Source organism: Pontibacter korlensis (assembly GCF_000973725.1).
Classification (GTDB): domain Bacteria; phylum Bacteroidota; class Bacteroidia; order Cytophagales; family Hymenobacteraceae; genus Pontibacter; species Pontibacter korlensis.
The window spans coordinates 1,120,605-1,137,699 of the sequence record NZ_CP009621.1; the positions used below are offsets into that span (position 1 = coordinate 1,120,605).

The following is a 17,095-nucleotide window of genomic DNA, read 5'->3' on the forward strand; positions in this document are numbered from 1 at the left end:
TAGTTTAAAGTGAGAGTTTAGGTACTATTTATCTAAAACTAAGGCTAACACCTTAGTAGTGATACAAAAAAAGACATAGCTGCAAAGGCAGCAGCATATTTCTCTTTAGAGTGGCATAACAGGATGTAAAGGCGCTACAAAGCGAAGGCTTTTATAGCAGCAATAACACCCCTCTAGGAGCCAGACAGGTCCTACAAAGATGCCAATTTCCTAAAGGATTTCAGCCTGCCTATAAGCAAGCTACTACGATGGTGTGATATAAGCAGGAGGATAAGTGCAGTGTTGGGAAAGCACCTTATTAAGTAGTAGAGTTTCTTCCATAAAATATTTGTTTAAGGTGAGATATAATTCAAGTTTATTAAAAAGCCATCACATATTCAAATCCCCATCAAAAATTTCTAGTTTTTTTTATATAAATATCTTTATCAACAGAAGCTTAAAAAATCACAAACCATTGAATGTCAAAATCTTAAACAAGAAAGACATTTTTACACCTAATGATAAAAAGTTAAAAGCAATTTAATGAGACGCTAACTACCATCTCAATGTGGCGGCAATAAGAGCAATCGCTTTTGAGGTCACATTCAACTGACTTCTCTTGCTGCCGAAGATGGCGATTTATACGCACGTTTTGTTTTTTCTTTGCGTTCTTACGCATTTATTATTTCCCTGAAAGATAAGTGTGGACAAAATAAAAAAGCCTTAGGGTGCCAAGGCTTTTTTATTTGGAAACAGACTACTACTTAATCTTTCAGTTTATACCTTGTTACAACTAGTATAACCACCAGTATTACTGAACATCCCAGAAGAGGCGGGTACTTGCATCATCTCCGCCAATAGCCGCTGCCGCTGCCGCACGATTTTCAGGGTTAAGCGTCTGCTCGTTGATTGGGTAGATTAGACGCTTTGGAATGGTTAACTGAGCCGCTCCCTCTATTGCTGGAGGCTGCAAGTCAGGAGCATCCAACCTGCGCCATTCCAGCCAGGCATCAAAGCCACGGTTATACAACGCAATCCATTTCTGTGTACCTATTTTTTGTCGCCAGTCGCCTGGAGCTGTGTTATAGTTTACATCGGGTTGTGCCAAATAAGCAGCAGCCTCCTCCTCTGATCTACCCCAATACGTGATAGACGCAGTAACAGCATTATTGTAATGCTCTTCTGCAGTTCCTTCTACATTGAAGCCCCTTTCAACAGCCTCTGCCAACAAAAACTCTACTTCCGAATAGTCCAGCAGCAGTGCCTCAAAAGTAGGGTCGGCTATTTTAGCACTCACAGTTGAAAAGTTCGAGTAGTTATTTTCAAAGCCATAAATACCCCCTCTAAACTCCCCGTCAACATCAGTAAAATATTCTGGCCTTCTTGGGTCATCCAGTGCATTCATGATGTCAACTAGGGTATTGGCGGCAACATAGTCCTCTCTGGAGGTGAACGGCCCCTTCACGTTATCCGAAATGGGGTTGTTGTTTGGCGGCGCACTCAGGTAAGGGAAAACAGCATTATCTGCATTACTTGTGAACACGTTAGGAGCAGCCTCCTCTACAGCCGTTCTAGCACGATCTGGGTCAACATCCGCCAACACCATACCCATTTTTAACTTTAGCGAGTTACCAAACTTAAGCCATTGACTCATGTCTCCGTTGTAAAACACATCTCCTTCCTCAAAACCAGAGGCAGCAGGGTCCACAAGTCCGATAGCAGTATCCAGACGCGAAAGAAGATCATTGTATATCGTCCGCGCATCATCGTAGGCTGGTAGAGAGTTGTTTGGATCAAGTGCTTCGGTATAGGGTACATCTCCCCAAGTGGTCACAATCACAAACCAGGTGTACACCTCCATCATCTCTATCTGCGCCAACTGATTATTCTTCACCTCAGCATCAAGAAATTCATCTTCTGTTACCAGCCGCTTGGCTTCCTTCAGGTCTGCCAGCACATCCCGGTATAGCTCCTGCCACATATTTTGCGGAATCAGGCGGGATGTCATGTTATACCTTGGCTCATCCAGGTATTGAGTGGAGGTCCAGTGCTGCACGTAGAACCTATAATTATTAAAGTTCACGCTGGGTGTAGTTAACGCATCCGATAAACTCAAGACCGCAGTTGTAAACAGGGTAACAGGCGGTGCCTCTGACGTTCGCTTCGGATCAACGTTGTAATCATCCAAATCATCTACGCATGATGCCACCAGCACCATGGAGAGCAAGCATATAAGAATCCTTTTCATCTTCTAGTTCTTAAAAATTTAATCTAACATTAAAGCCGTAGGTCTTGACGGCAGGGTATGCACCACTCTGGTAGCCTCTGCCTGCGTTTCCGGAGCTAATGCCCTCTTCCGGATCAGAGTACTCCATGTTTTTATGAATGATCCACAGGTTACGGCCGATCAGCTGCAGGTCTATACCTTTTATAAAGCCAATGTTCTCTATAAGGGTTTGTGGCAATGCATAGGTTAAGGCAAGCTCTCTTAGCTTCACAAAGCTACCGTCGTATACATACCAAGCTCTTGGGGCACCAGAGAAGTTGTTGGCCGCGTAGCCAAACGGAGTTAAGCCGTTACCGTTCTGGTTTTCGGCATACACATCGTTCGGACTGCCATCTTCTTTCACGCCTGGCAAAAGGATACCACCGCCTTCTGCAACAGGAAGTCGCGACGGATTGCCTTTATCATTAAGACCCGCCGTGTGCGGATACAAGCCGGTGGCCTCACCATACCACTGGTCCAGCGAGAAAATATCGCCACCATGGCGCACATCCACCAGGAAGGCAAGGGTTATACCTCGGTAAGTAAGCGAGTTATTTACACCTCCCATCCAATCCGGGTTTGGATCTCCAATAATGGCATTAGCCCCTGGGGTAGTAAGATAATATCCATCTGCACTGACGGTTCTCTGTCCGTTAGTATAGACAAAGTCGTTGCCCCTGATGACACCGTAAGGATGACCTACCGCAGCATTGAGTGAAACACCACCCTGGAAGTTTTGCAGCGGGATATTCTGCACGTCCTCATACAAACTCAACACCTCGTTTCTGTTGCGCGAGAAGTTGAGATTCATGGTCCAGGTAAAGTCGGAAGACCTGATAGGTGTAACAAACGCTGCCACCTCAATTCCTTTATTTTGCACCTCACCCGCGTTCACAAAACGTTGGGTATAGCCAGATGCCGCTGTGGTGCTTACAGGTATAATCTGGTCTACAGTTTTAGATGTATACCAGGTAAAGTCAAATCCAAACAAGCCGTTGAAGAACTCTGCTTCCAAGCCTGTTTCAAAGCTTTTTGACCTTTCAGGCTGCAGGTTTTCATTATTCTTTATGTCCGGAAGTGAGAAGAGCGGAATGTTGCCATAGCTGGTAGGCTTGTCATACACATCAAGCAAACTCAGCGCCGGTGCATCGTTACCTACTTCGGCATAATTTACCCGAACCTTACCGTGGGACAGCCAACCTAACTCCAGCAAGTTTGAGAAAACCACGTTTGCAGCCACTGCCGGATAAAAGAATGAGTTATCTCCTTCAGGTAAGGTAGTGGACTTATCCCGACGTGCTGAAAGCTCAATAAACGCCGTTTCTTTGAAGCCAAAGTTTGCGTTGGCAAAAATACCATCAACACCGATACGCTCACCTTCCTCAAACGGAGGAGTTGGAGGGTTTGCAGAGTTTGACAATGCGTACAAACGAGGTACAACAAGTCCACCGTTAGTAGTCGCTCTAATAGAATTCATGCGGCTCCTGCGCAAGTTAGAACCCAATAAGCCCGTAAAGCTGATGTCTTCGGTGATATCTCCATTGAAGTTGGCGATGAGGTCAAAGTTGGCTTCGTTAAAGTCCCGGTTAAATCGTGCATATTGACTTACGTCTGCACTTCCCACAGCTACACGCTCTTCCTGCATATCGGTTGTGGTGTTAAAGGCTGCCCTACCCATTAGATTGAACCAGTCTGTAAACTTATAGGTGGCAGTGGCATAGCCGTAGAAGTTATCCCTGCTATCGTTTGAGAAGTTCTCATACCGTGACCAGTATGGGTTATCAGAGTAGATAGGACCTGTGTTGGAGCTGTTCCAGTTCCAGGTAATGTTCTGGCGGTTTCTAAAATAGGCCTCCCTCTGTTCTTCTATGTCTACGTTAGTTTGCCACCACTGCCTGAATGCCTGGTTAGGGTTACGGCCGTTGTAGCCGGTGCCGTACCTACCCACAGCTACAGTACGGGCATAGTTGGCAGAGGCAGCCACTGTTAATTTATCAGTTGCATCATAAGATCCATTAAAGTTAATCAGATCCTTGTCAATGGTGCTGTTTGGCAGGTTACCTTTTATGTCGTTGCGGGTATAGCCCAGGTTAAAGGTTGTTCTGTCACCACCACCGTTAACCACTATACTTTGGTTGGAGTTAACGCCTGTTTCATAAAAAGTGCTTGGGTCATTGTCAGCTGCAACCCACGGCCTTGTCTGGCCAAAGTTCGGATGGAACGGATCAATGGCATCCCACTGGTAAACCTGCAGGTTCGGGTCAAATCTCGGGCCGTAGGAGGCGTCATCCTGAAACCTCACCACAGGTGCTTCTCCGCTACCTAAGTCCTGAGGTGTGCGAAAACTCTGGAGGTAACCGGCACCATACTCCTTCTGGTATCTGATGAATGTACTTTCGTCAATCTGGCTCCAGGTAACACCGCTGTTGATAGTAACATTCAGGCTGTTCTTTCTGCCTTTTTTAGTAGTGATCATGATCACACCGTTGGCAGCGCGGGAGCCATACAAAGCTGTTGCCGCCGCACCTTTCAGCACGTTCACCGACTCAATGTTATCAGGGTTAAGGTCTGCGGCGGCGTTACCCCAGTCTGTGCCAACACCACCTCCCTGCTGGTTGCCAAAGTCTGGGTTTTGCTGCGCAACCCTTGAGCTAGTGTTGTTGTTGGCGTTACTCACTGGTACGCCATCAATTACAAACAGCGCCTGGTTATTACCTGTAATAGAGGAGTAACCACGGATTACCACGTTGGTAGATCCGCCCATGGTGTTGTTCGTTCTGATATCAAGACCGGCGACCTTACCAGAAAGTGTATTCACAAAATCTGCTGACCTTGTTCGGGTAATCTGCTCACCGCTTACTTGCTGGGCCGAATAAGCCAGCTCGTTTCGATTTCGCTCTATACCCAAAGCGGTTACCACTACCTCCTGTAGCTGTTCGGCATCCGTGGGCAGTGCCACATCAATAGTACCAGCATTACCAATGGTACGCTCTGTAGTTTGGTAGCCAATAAATCGGAACACCAGCGTATTGCTGCCTTCCGGCACATTTACTGTATAGGCACCGTCACCACCGGTAGTAGTACCTACAGTGGTACCTTTAACAATTACAGCAACACCCGGCAATGGTTGATTGGTAGTGGCGTCTGTTACCCTACCAGATACAGCCCTTACCTGTGCCGATGCCTGATATACCAGGAGTGTCACAAGCAGAAGGCTTATAGATAGCATTCTCTTCATTGTGTGATAGGTTAAAGTGAGAGATTAGGCAATTAGATTTGTAGCATCAGAAGCACAAGGCACAGGAGTAGCACAAGGCATTGGAGGGGTAAAAGACGAGGGGCTTGAAATACCCTCTAGAACAGGGGAAGCAGAAAAGCTGTACCTACTTTAGGGTACGCCGCGCCATATACAGCCAAACAGTAATTGTCCAAAGTTGATAGCTTTTGTATGGCTATACTTTAGTGCACCTAATGTTTACCAAATAAGAGTTTACAATGAGGATTCTGGCCGGGCAGAGGGATGTGCTTGGCGCTCAAAAGGCACCACACTATGTAGTAAAGCTTCTTTCATATATAAACAAACTAGGTTAGCGCGAATATCAAGGTTATCCAAAATGTACTATTCTCGCATTTGCTTGGCAGATCGTATCTCAAAAAGTCTATACAAATGCGCTCAGGCACCTCCTTTTTAATTTTTCAAACTTCTAACAGCCAGCATATTATCTATTAAGAATATACAATATTAAGAATGGAGGCCTTTAGAAGCATTTTACAAAAGCACAATTACGAATAATAATAATTATATAATTCTTATACGCAATAAAATCAAAGCATGGTTAAAGTGCATACCAAAAACTACGACCACAAATAGTTGCCTGTTAATGGGTTACAATTAATCTACTTCTACAACATAGGTATTATGCAAAAGCGCCGCCTAAGGACTTTATCCCTGGGCGGCGCTTCCGATAATGTATGCCTGGAGGTAAAATCTCTAACTGAACAAATGGAAGGTGATGAATGCCATTACGTAAGCCAAGCCACTCATATAAACTAATTGAGCTGCAGGCCAGGTCCAGCTCTTTGTCTCACGGCGCACGATAGCAAGAGTACTAACACACTGCATCGCAAAGAGGTAGAAGATCATAAGAGAGAAGCTTCGTGCAGGTGTAAAGAAAGGATCGCCGTTGGCATCTTTCTCTGTCATCAGCTTTTCTTTGATGGTTGTTACGTTCTCCTCTTCCCCTATACTATAAATGGTAGACATAGTACCAACAAATACCTCACGGGCAGCAAAAGAAGTTAGCAAGGCTATACCTATCTTCCAGTCATACCCTAATGGTCTGATTACTGGTTCTATAGTGCGTCCTACTATGCCCGCGTAAGAGGATTCCAGCTGGTGCGAAGCTATTCTATTTTCTGTCTGCTCCTCGTTTAGTCCTTCAGCCTGAGCTTCCTTTAGCGCCTGTTGTTCTGCTCTTTCAAAGCTCTCTCCAGGACCATAAGAAGCCAGCACCCAAAGTATGATAGAGATAGCCACAATTACTTTACCTGCTTCGAAAACAAAGGCTTTTACCTTTTCTACGATAGTTATACCCACGTTTTTCCAGCGTGGCATCTTGTAGGTAGGGAACTCCATGATAAAGTAACTGCGCTCTCTGGCCTTAAGTATGATCTTAAGCAACAGCGCTGAAAATATAGCCGCTAGAAAACCGATTAAGTACAGCCCCATTAGCACCAGGCCCTGCAGGTTTAGGAAGCCAAGATAGTATGTCTCTGGAACTACCAATGCAATCAGCACGGTGTATACCGGGATACGGGCCGAGCAGCTCATAAGCGGTGTCACGAAGATGGTGATCATCCGGTCTTTCCAGTTCTCAATGGTACGGGCCGACATAACCGCAGGCACGGCGCAAGCCACACCAGAGATAAGCGGCACCACGCTCTTACCGTTCAGGCCAAACTTCCGCATGATCTTGTCCATCATGAACGTAACACGGGCCATATAGCCAGTCTCCTCTAGTATGGCAATGAACGCGAAAAGTATAGCAATCTGCGGCACAAACACCAGCACACCACCTAAACCGGCAATTACGCCTTCTGTGAGCAGGTTCACCAGCGGTCCGCTGAAATTTTCCTGTATCAGCGTGTTCAGTGCTGCAATGCCGCCATCAATCAGGTCCATCGGGTAACTCGCCCAGGCAAAAACGGCCTGAAACACCAGGAAGAGTACACCAAAGAAGATAAGGTATCCAAACACCTTGTGCGTCAGGATTTGGTCCAGACGGTTGCTGAACTTTTCATCTTTATCAGCCTTCTCTACGCGTACAGCATCCAGCAGAAGCTCGTTGATGCGGGTGTAGCGGGCAATTGTTTCGTCAGCCTGTTGCGCGTTAGACTTAAAACCGGCCTTCTCCAGCTGATTGCTGAACCAAGCCAGGTCGTCCTCCGTCAGGAACTTCAGGCTTTTATACTGGTGAGCAAGCTGTAGCGCCAGGTAATCGTTGCTGAGGTTAAAGCGACTCTTGATGCTTTCCAGCAGAGGCTTTATATCCTGAGGTATAGTATAAAACGGCTTCTCTGGTGCGCTCAACTGCTGCGTCATCACGATCTTAAGAGCGGCCACACCAATGCCTTTACGGGCATTCATAGGTATAACCGGCACGCCTAATTCACGCTGCAGCGCCTCTACATCTATTTTCACACCTTCCTGCTCTGCCACGTCTACCATGTTCAGTGCCAACACTGCAGGTAATTGCAGATCAGCCAGCTGAGTAAACAGCAGCAAATTACGCTTCAGGTTAGAAGCGTCGGCGGTAACAATAACCAGGTCGGGGAAGTGCTTGGAAGTCGGGTCGTAGAGCAGGTCTGTTATTACACGCTCATCCAACGATTTTGGGTAAAGGCTATAGGTACCGGGTAAGTCAATAATCTCGGCCCTGATAGAGGGCGTTAGCTGACTATAGCCGGTCTTTTTGTCTACTGTAACCCCCGGAAAATTACCAACCTTTTGATTAAGACCAGTAAGTTGGTTGAAAAGTGATGTTTTGCCAGAGTTTGGATTACCGATCAGGGCAATCTTAACTTCTTCCGGCTTGGTAGAAATCTTCTCTACCAGTTTTATCTCTGGTTGGGTAGCTACAGTCATGAATAGAATCTACTGCTTGAGTAATATCGTCTCGGCTTCGTCTAGGCGCAGGGAGAGAGTGTAGTTGTTAACAATGATGGTGATCGGATCGCCTAGCGGAGCTCGGCTATTCATTTTCACCTCCGTGCCGGGAATACACCCCATCTCGAGCAGTTTTAAGCCCATTTCAGGGTCTTGCAGGCAGCAGATTACGCCACGCTCCCCTATTTTCATGTCGCGTACCGATCTGCGCTCTTTATGCTCTTCTGCCTTATGTTGCACCTCTTACCTCTCTTTATTTAGACTGTTTATAAACAACTGCAAGTTACAAGGTGTTCAACTTTAAAGCAAAAGAATTGACAATTAGAAGATCTTAGGCTGTAGACTCCTGTACTTGAGCGACTTCTAAATCGCCCAACTACAGGCTTGGATATTACTCAGAATAGAAAATCCGCTTAACGCGTGTGCTAACATTGGTTAAAAGCTCATAAGGAATAGTACCGATGTTTTGCGCCAGCTCCACCAGAGGCAGATCAATCCCAAAAACAGTTACCGCGTCGCCTGCTTTTACTTCTACGCCTGTTACATCTACCATGCACATATCCATACACACATTGCCGATGATGGGGCAGCGGTGCCCGTTGATAAAAACCTGCCCTACCCCATTGCTGAAGCGGCGGTCATAACCATCGGCATAGCCAATGGCAATTGTTGCGGTGGTGCGGTCAGTGCTGGCAATGCCTTTGCGGCTGTAGCCCACCGTATCGCCTTGCCTAACACTTTTAACCTGCGACACCGTTGTTTTTAGTGTACTTACCGGCCGCAGTGCTTCCTGCTCAGAACCTGTAGCTTCTACACCATACAGGCCTATGCCCAGGCGCACCATGTCCAGCTGGTGCTCCGGGAAGCGCACAATGCCTGCCGAGTTTAGAATATGCTTAATGACTTTGTACCCCAAACGCTCTTCAAGTTCGGCTGCCATACTTCTGAACCTAGCAATCTGCAGCTGTGAGAAATCATTGTGGATGGCCTCGTCGGCCCCTGCTAAGTGGCTAAAGGTGCTGGCAACCTGCACCTGTGGGTACTGCTCCAGCAGCCTGAACAACTCCTCGAAATCCTCAGGCTCAAAGCCTAGCCGGTGCATGCCCGTGTCCAGTTTCAGGTGGATTTTATACTTTGCGTCTGGTTCCAGCGACCCAACAAATGCCTCCAACTGCTCCAGAGCATAGATTTCAGGCTCCAGGTTATACTGCCGTAACTTCACGAAGCTGTCTGGCGAAGGGTTCATTACCATAACTGGCAGCGTAATGCCGTTCTCGCGCAATGCTACGCCTTCATCTACATAAGCAACAGCCAGGTAATCTACCCTGTGGAATTGCAACAGGTTAGCTACCTCAAAGCTACCGCTGCCGTAGGCGAAGGCTTTCACCATTACCATAAGCTTGGTATCCGGGGCGAGTTTGGAGCGGTAATAGTTGAGGTTATGCACCAGCGCATCCAGGTTTACCTCCAGCACCGTACCGTGCACCTTCTGCTGAAAAGCCTGCACAATCTTCTCAAACTCAAACACTCTCGCGCCTTTTACCAGGATAACCTCGTTACGGAAGCTTGCGGGATTGAAAACCTTGAGAAACTCTGCGGTGGAAGTATAAAAATCGGACTCTGAGAAAAGTTGGTTATACTTGCTAATGGTAGCTCCGATACCGATCAAACGCTCCACCTTGTGCGCCTGCACCAGCTCAGCAACCTTTCGGTACAGCTCCTCCTCCGCCAAGCCTGACTCCAGCACGTCTGAAAGTATGATCGTGTGTCGCCCCCGTTGCGGCTGACTAGCCTGCAGATCAAGCGCGATGGCAAGGCCGGCGAGGTCGTTGTTGTAAGTATCGTCGATGAGGTAACAGCCGTTGATGGCTTCCTTCATCTCCAGGCGCATGGCCACCGGGTGCAGGCGATCAAGACGTTCCTGAATTTCGGAGAGCGGCAGACGGCGGTACAAAAGTATAGCCAGGCAGTGTAGCGCATTTTCAACAGAGGCCTCATCAGTGAAAGGCAAGGTCAGGCGTTGCTTTTCCCCTTCAAAAGTATAGACCACAATTGTTCTGTGCCCTGCCGTGGTAGTAGCACTGATGTAAAGGTCTGCTTCCGGCTGCTGACGGCTCCATGTAAAGGATTTTATACTTTGAGCCTGCACCTGTTGATGCAGCAGTTCATAATCAGCACAGTAAAACAGCAACTCAACCTCCCTGAACAGCTTTAGTTTCTCCTGTACCTTCTGCTCCCGGGAGGCAAAGCCTTCATCATGAGCACTGCCAACGTTGGTAAAGATGCCAATAGTTGGTTGGATGACAGCTTGTAGCTTCTCCATCTCCCCCGGCTGCGATATGCCCGCCTCGAAGACACCCAAGGTGTGGTTAGGCTGCAGCTGCCATACACTCAGCGGCACACCCAGTTGCGAATTATAGCTACGCGGGCTCTTCACTACCATTTCATCCGGACTAAGCAAAGCCGACAGCCATTCTTTTACAATGGTTTTGCCATTGCTCCCCGTGATGCCAACCACCGGAACATTAAACTGTGCCCGGTGCCATGCCGCCAGCTGCTGCAATGCCTGCATGCTATTAGCCACCTGTAGGATGTTTGCCTCCGGATAAAGTTGCTGTAACTCCTGTGGCTCGCCCTGCTCCAGCACAAACTGCCTCACCCCTTTTGCATATAGCTGTGGCAAGTACTTGTGCCCATCATTATACTTGCCCTTGATAGCAAAAAATACCGAACCTGTCGGCTGCGAAAGCTTGCGGCTATCGGTAAGGAGGTGCACGACAGGCAGTGACTGTACAAATTGCACCTCTTTACCCTGAGTTATACTTTGGAGCTGCTGAAACGTGAGCATATGCTATACTTTTACCTAGCCCAAAGATAGGCCGGGGAGTTAGAAAGATAAACAGTTCGAAAATTTAGGAGCCAGCAAAGCATTGCTTAGTCATTCAACAAATATTTTTCACTACAAAAAACGTGTTGTAACACAAGCCTGACCTTTCGTTTCTGTAACTTTGCGCACTTTTATCTTTTTCTGTTTTATATGGAAACAACTAACACCAAACTATACTATGCGGCAGGACTGGCAGCCTTCATTATCTGGGGCTTTATTCCGTTCCCGCTCAAGGCACTGGCATCCTATCCCAGCGGACAGATTCTGTACTTCCGGGTGGCATTGTCGGTGGGGCTGCTGCTGGTTATTTCTTTGCTGTTTCGCCGCAAGCAACTGATGGCCATGCTGGCGCAGGTAAAGGCCTCTGAGCCACGCGAGAAACGCCTTTTTATACTTTATACTTTCCTGGGTGGCGTGCTACTTACCACTAATTGGCTTGCCTTCATCTATGTAGTTAATCACATAAACATTCAAACAGGTTCTTTCTCTTACCTGCTCTGCCCTATACTTACAGCAGTACTAGGCTTTTTACTGCTGAAAGAAGAGCTTCGGGTAAACCAGTGGCTGGCAATTGGCCTTAGTGCTCTGAGCTGCGCCATGGTGGGCAGTGGCGAGATTACCAGTCTGCTGTTTAGCTTACTCATTGCCCTGAGTTACGCCTTTTACCTGATCACACAGCGCCTCCTGAAGGCTTACGATAAAATTGTGCTCCTGAAGCTGCAGTTGGTGTTGGCTTTCGCCTTCATTGGTCCATTTTACTCTTTTCTTACCGGTGGAAATGCACAGCTGGACACACACTTTTTTGTGCAGGTAGGATTGCTTAGTGCTGGTTTTACGGTACTGCCGCTTTTCCTGAACCTCTTCGCTCTGAAAGAGCTTACCTCCGGTACCATTGGCATCCTGATGTACATCAACCCCATTCTAAACTTCCTGATGGCGTTTTTATACTTTGGAGAACAGACAACAAGCACTAAAGTGGCGGCTTACGTACTCATTTTCATCTCCGTGATTATCTACAACATCAATTTGAAGGGTAGGAAAAAGCGAGGCGCTGGCTTGGTGATTCCGCCTGTGGGCACGACAGCTTTGGTAAAATAAGAAGCGCCTCACCAATGCTAGTTGGTGAGGCGCGCCCGTTTATACTTTCCGTACTTTAATTCGTGGTTGTGCCGCGTTGTCTCTGCTGGTCCAGTTGCTGTAGCTCACGGGCAGCCGTGTCTACGTTAGGTTCCGGGTTGCCAAACTGATCGGCCTGCTCACCGGTCACGGCTGTGTCGCCAATTGGGGCAGGGCGCGGATTAGTAAGATTGGCAGCACTTTCATCTTCTTCCACAATTGCTTCTGAGGTTCCAGTAGTACGTTCTTCCTCTATCGTTTCAGCGCTGTTTCCACAGCTAAAACCTATTACAGAGAAAAACGCCAGTGCTAATGTTGACTTTAATATATGTGATGTCTTCATCATTCTTTCTAAATTAGTTCTTTGGCTATTTTTAACGGCCTCTGCACTAAATAGGTTATCCAGCACCCTGTGTCCAACTTGCTGCCTCAGAACCCGAAGCCTACCATTACGCCTGTTCTGGCTTTGTTGCCCTCCTGAAACGAAGTCACGAAATCTACACGCAGTACTTTAAAGATGTGCTCAATACCTAGCCCAAGCTCCAGGTAGTTACGCGACTCCTGCGTGTTCAGGTAATTCAAGCTTACCACCTCCTGCCACTTCAGCCTACGGAACAAAGGTATTTTGTTGAACAGGAAGCCATTGAAATGATGCTCGTAATGCGCCTCCAGGTAGCGGTTGTTAGTGCTGTAGCGGTAATAGTCGAGTAACTGGAAGCCTTCGTAAGTACCTGCAATCAGGGTTCGGTTGCCATTGAAATGCTTGTAGTCCATCAGGCGCATATCTTCTTTGCCCCAGAACACAGAGCCAAGCACACTGTATTTGCTGCGCCCGAGCAATCCTAGGCTTACATCATCGCTTATGCTCAAACCGGCTGTATTATACTTCACGTCACCACCCAAGGCTTTAAGTCCGCCTCTGTAGCTTAGCGTAAAAGTTGGGTATTTAGACCCCAAGTTGATCTTATCGTCGGGGCGGGTAATGTAGCGCTGCCTTGGCTTTATACTTAACGCAGCTGTGAGTGTCAGAGCCTGGTGCGGTGTAAATGAAGCGTCATCCAGTTCGGCATTTTGCGGCACATTAGAGGTAAAGCGGCTTGGCTCGTCTGTTCCCCTGTTTCTGAAGCTGAAGTCGGTGGTATTCTGCAGCGGCATGCGGTGCGCGTAATCTACGGAGGTACTAAGCCGTAGACCACTCCTGAGCTCACTTCGGTAGCTTACCTGACCAAAATCGCGCTGGTAGAGCTTCAGGTAGTTACGCTCGGCAAGCAAGGTATAGAGCGTATTTACGAAAGGCGATATGGGATTCACGTTGTTGATCTGAGACACATAACGGCCTCCTTCCACGCTAATCGTGCTGTTTTTGATGGGGTCATACTGAAAACTCATGCGCAACTTTGCATTCAGCTTATTGTTGCTAAAGCCGTAGCGTACAGCCGGCTCTATCTGGTAAGAGCGACGGTCTTCAAAATTCCTCCTGTAGTTTAACCGTACATCAGCAGCTACTCCCTCTACTGTGTTATACTGCAGTATACTTGGCCCACCCGTTAGGCTCAGGAACGGATCGAAGCGGTAAAACTTACGCTCGTAGGTATTGGAGTAAGTATAACCTCCAAGCAAAAAGCTCCCGAAAGAGGGCTTGTTACGCACTGCATCCAGTGAGTCCTGGTAAGGCCTTGAGTTCTTGATAACCTCCAGGCTGTCTTTCTTCTGGTAATCCTGCACCTCTTCCTGCGTAAGCGGCACCGGCCTTACGGAGGCCCAATAGGCCGAGTCGCGCTTATTGGCCTCTTTCTCCACCAACAGCACCTCTTTGCTGAATACTTTGTCGCTGACCACAGGCTGTGCCACTGGTTCTGCCTCCTGCGGCTCTACAACCTTATACTTTGGTTTTTTAGCTGGTCTGGCTGTAGCCACTTCAGGTTTGGCAGTAGGCTCCGGCTCTACCTCTTCCACTCTTGGTGGTTTGGCATAGGCAGGCTGCACTTTGTAGTTAGAGTATACGCCCATTGCATAGCCGCCGCCCTTAAAGCCCAAGCCAGCCGCCTCAAAGTTAAACCGCTGCGACACCGGCATCCATACTTCCTCGGCCACAGGTGCGTAAACCTGCCGCACCCGTATCCAGTCCACAAACTCAATTCCGGCATCTTTGGTCAGTCGTAAATCTGTGCTATGGATGCGCCAGCTGCCATCTACAATGTAGATATTACCTGAGAAAACAGGGTCATGCCTGCGGCGGGGGATTACTTTGATCTTGTTGATGGTGCGGCCATTTTCCTGAAAGGTGCCTAGGTACTCGAAGCGATAGAAAAACAGCGCGTTATTTGCCAGCGGCGACACAAAGCCACGCTCGCTCAGCCCCTCTACCTTCAGCAGTGGATCATAAAAGCTGATGTTCATTTCGGAAGCTTGGTTAAAGCTAAAGCCCTTCTTTTGCCCGCTCACCTTGCTCGAGATCATCCGCTCATGAATTTTGTTCGGTTTCTTAAACGCCAGTTCCGACACCGACTCCGACAGGTACACAATACCGGTATCTACGTCAACAATCTTCACGCCTAGTATTTTGGAGGGCACTTTGTCCATACGGGCCACACCCTTCATGTAAACTCTGGCACTCCAGGCATTCACTTCATTGCGGTGGTACTTGCGCAGCCGGATGGCGTTTCGCATAATGGCATAGGCGGGGTCCTCGTCAGCAGCTTTTACCACAACCTCCTTCAGGTTCAACACCTCTGGCTGCAGTTGCACATTTAGCTCTTGCGTGCCTTCCCCAATCGTTACGGTCGCAAGGTGGGCACGGTAGCCAACATACTTGAACTCCAAAGTATAAGTACCAGGGCTGAGCTGCAGTTGGTACAGGCCTTGATCATTAGTGGCGGTGCCGCTGGCTGTTTCCTTAATATAGATGCTGGCAAACGGCAGCCCTTGGTTGTTTTCATCGGTTACACGGCCACGCAGTGTGCCTGCCATAGCAAAAGCAGGCAATAGCAGCAGTAACAGCAGATAGTAGTAGCGCATGTGCTAAAGGGTTAGTAGCAGAACTTCGACTCAAAATATAAAGTAGAATCAAAACCTTCCACACAAAATACCACTTTTATCGCTATTACTCAGTCAAGGTTTTAACTCTACTCTTTTAGAGCCTGTTTCGGCGGCCAAGGTTGCTTTTTTTGTCATTTTATTTTTGTACTGAACGTTCAGGATAACCCCCAGCAGTACAAGTGCCATACCCAGGTAAGTCCAGATGTTGAGCAGTTCGCCGAAGAAAAAGAACCCGAAAAGCAGGGCGTAAATGATTCCAATATAAGTAAGGTTCGCAACCTTGGATATTTCCTCGTTCTGGTAAGACAGGGTCATGTAATACTGCCCCAACTGTGTGAACAGCCCCACTAGCAGCAGCACAACCCAATCCCAGCCAATAGGCTGTACCCAATTAAAGATAGTATAAAGCCCCACCACCGGCAGCGTTACCAGCGGAAAGTAGAAGATAATAACCAACGGGTGCTCGTTTGTATTCAGCTTCCGGACGATAGTATACGCCACTCCTGTAAACACGGCACTTATCACACCCAGCCACAGGTACAAAGTATCCACATTTGTCTCCACACCTTCAATTACCAGCACTCCTGAGAATGAAACCAGGAAGAAGATCCACTGCCAGAACCTCACTCGCTCTTGTACTACAAAGATGCCAAGTATAGCCGTGAAAATGGGCGACAGGTACTGTAGGGTAGCTGCCGTAGCCAGTGGCAGGTTCTGCAGCACGTTAAAGAACAGGATTAATGCCACTGCCCCGAAGGCTCCGCGCGCGAACAGCCACTTTCGATTGTTCCCCCACACGCTTACGCCGGCCCTGCGCAAGAACACCAGACTTATGGCCAACGAGATAAGCGACCTGAAAACGATAATTTCCTCCGCCGGAATGTGCGGCACCCACTTTACACATACCTGCATCAACGAAAAGAAGAACGTTGACAGCAGCATGTATATCACTCCTTTTGATAACTTCATTCTAAACTGTTTTCACTACAAAGGTCTGGGTTTTGGCTGGAGATTACTAATTGCCGCAACCAGGATCTGCAGGGATGGAAAAGGATGAGTAGAATTGAGACCACTCCCTAAACTTTCTAACCTTCTAACTCTTTAACTTTCTAACTTCAAACCTTGTTTATACTTTAGACACACATTTGAGCATTTGGAACGCGAGAAGAAAAAGAAGAACTACACACCCAAAGAGGCACTGATAAAAGCAGCTGCCTATTGCGCTTACCAGGACCGCACCCAGCAAGAAGTGCGTGATAAGCTGTACTCCTATGGCCTGGAGCCTGACGATGTGGAGGATCTGATCGTGCGACTGAGCCAGGAGAAGCTGATAGATGAGGAGCGCTATGCCCAAAGCTATGTACGTGGCAAGTATGGCTTGAAGAAGTGGGGCCGCCGCAAGATTATGCAAGGCCTCAAGAGCAAAGGCATCTCCGACTACTGCATTAAGCAAGGCTTAAAGGAAATCGATTTTGAGGTATATGAGCAGAACCTGCTGCAGCTTCTGGAAAAGAAGAATGCCACCGAAAAAGAGAAAAACCCTTTTGCACGCCGCCAGAAGCTTACGTACTTCTTGATGAGCAAGGGCTATGAAAACGATCTGATTCAAGATGCGCTGAAGAGGCTGGAGCTATAAAGGCAG

The 17,095-nt window shown here is 47.8% G+C and carries 10 protein-coding genes; 2 read left to right on the top strand and 8 right to left on the bottom strand.

Annotation, left to right across the window (positions count from 1 at the left end; all coding sequences use genetic code 11):
* Positions 1-790: 790 nt before the first annotated feature.
* From PKOR_RS04615 to PKOR_RS04635, 5 genes are all read right to left on the bottom strand, one after another.
* Positions 791-2,227, bottom strand: a complete 1,437-nt coding sequence (locus PKOR_RS04615; protein ID WP_046309418.1) for a SusD/RagB family nutrient-binding outer membrane lipoprotein — start codon at positions 2,225-2,227, stop codon at positions 791-793.
* Positions 2,228-2,237: 10 nt separating this feature from the next.
* Positions 2,238-5,483 carry a SusC/RagA family TonB-linked outer membrane protein gene (locus PKOR_RS04620; RefSeq protein ID WP_046309419.1) on the bottom strand — a complete coding sequence of 1,082 codons (3,246 nt, stop codon included), beginning with the start codon at positions 5,481-5,483 and terminating at the stop codon, positions 2,238-2,240.
* A gap of 753 nt (positions 5,484-6,236) precedes the next feature.
* On the bottom strand, positions 6,237-8,390 hold the full coding sequence (gene feoB / locus PKOR_RS04625; protein WP_052738718.1) for a ferrous iron transport protein B: 2,154 nt from the start codon (positions 8,388-8,390) through the stop codon (positions 6,237-6,239).
* 9 nt (positions 8,391-8,399) lie between these two features.
* The gene (locus PKOR_RS04630; RefSeq protein WP_046314082.1) at positions 8,400-8,603 is read right to left on the bottom strand and encodes a FeoA family protein; all 204 of its coding nucleotides are present in this window, start codon (positions 8,601-8,603) and stop codon (positions 8,400-8,402) included.
* A gap of 199 nt (positions 8,604-8,802) precedes the next feature.
* Positions 8,803-11,259, bottom strand: a complete 2,457-nt coding sequence (locus PKOR_RS04635) for a bifunctional UDP-N-acetylmuramoyl-tripeptide:D-alanyl-D-alanine ligase/alanine racemase (RefSeq protein WP_046309421.1) — start codon at positions 11,257-11,259, stop codon at positions 8,803-8,805.
* Positions 11,260-11,448: 189 nt separating this feature from the next.
* Here PKOR_RS04635 and PKOR_RS04640 point away from each other — a divergent pair, with 189 nt between their 5' ends.
* Complete coding sequence (locus tag PKOR_RS04640; RefSeq protein WP_046309422.1) at positions 11,449-12,396, top strand: EamA family transporter; 948 nt, start codon at positions 11,449-11,451, stop codon at positions 12,394-12,396.
* Positions 12,397-12,451: 55 nt separating this feature from the next.
* Here PKOR_RS04640 and PKOR_RS04645 read toward each other — a convergent pair whose 3' ends face one another.
* From PKOR_RS04645 to PKOR_RS04655, 3 genes are all read right to left on the bottom strand, one after another.
* Complete coding sequence (locus tag PKOR_RS04645) at positions 12,452-12,760, bottom strand: hypothetical protein (protein ID WP_046309423.1); 309 nt, start codon at positions 12,758-12,760, stop codon at positions 12,452-12,454.
* Between the two features lie 83 nt (positions 12,761-12,843).
* A complete protein-coding gene (locus tag PKOR_RS04650; RefSeq protein ID WP_046309424.1) occupies positions 12,844-15,432 on the bottom strand; it encodes a DUF5686 and carboxypeptidase regulatory-like domain-containing protein in 2,589 nt (862 codons plus the stop codon).
* A gap of 93 nt (positions 15,433-15,525) precedes the next feature.
* Entirely contained in the window at positions 15,526-16,422 is an 897-nt protein-coding gene (locus PKOR_RS04655) for a DMT family transporter (RefSeq protein ID WP_235337240.1), read from the bottom strand.
* Positions 16,423-16,606: 184 nt separating this feature from the next.
* Here PKOR_RS04655 and PKOR_RS04660 point away from each other — a divergent pair, with 184 nt between their 5' ends.
* The gene (locus PKOR_RS04660) at positions 16,607-17,089 is read left to right on the top strand and encodes a regulatory protein RecX (RefSeq protein ID WP_046309426.1); all 483 of its coding nucleotides are present in this window, start codon (positions 16,607-16,609) and stop codon (positions 17,087-17,089) included.
* Positions 17,090-17,095 lie beyond the last annotated feature (6 nt).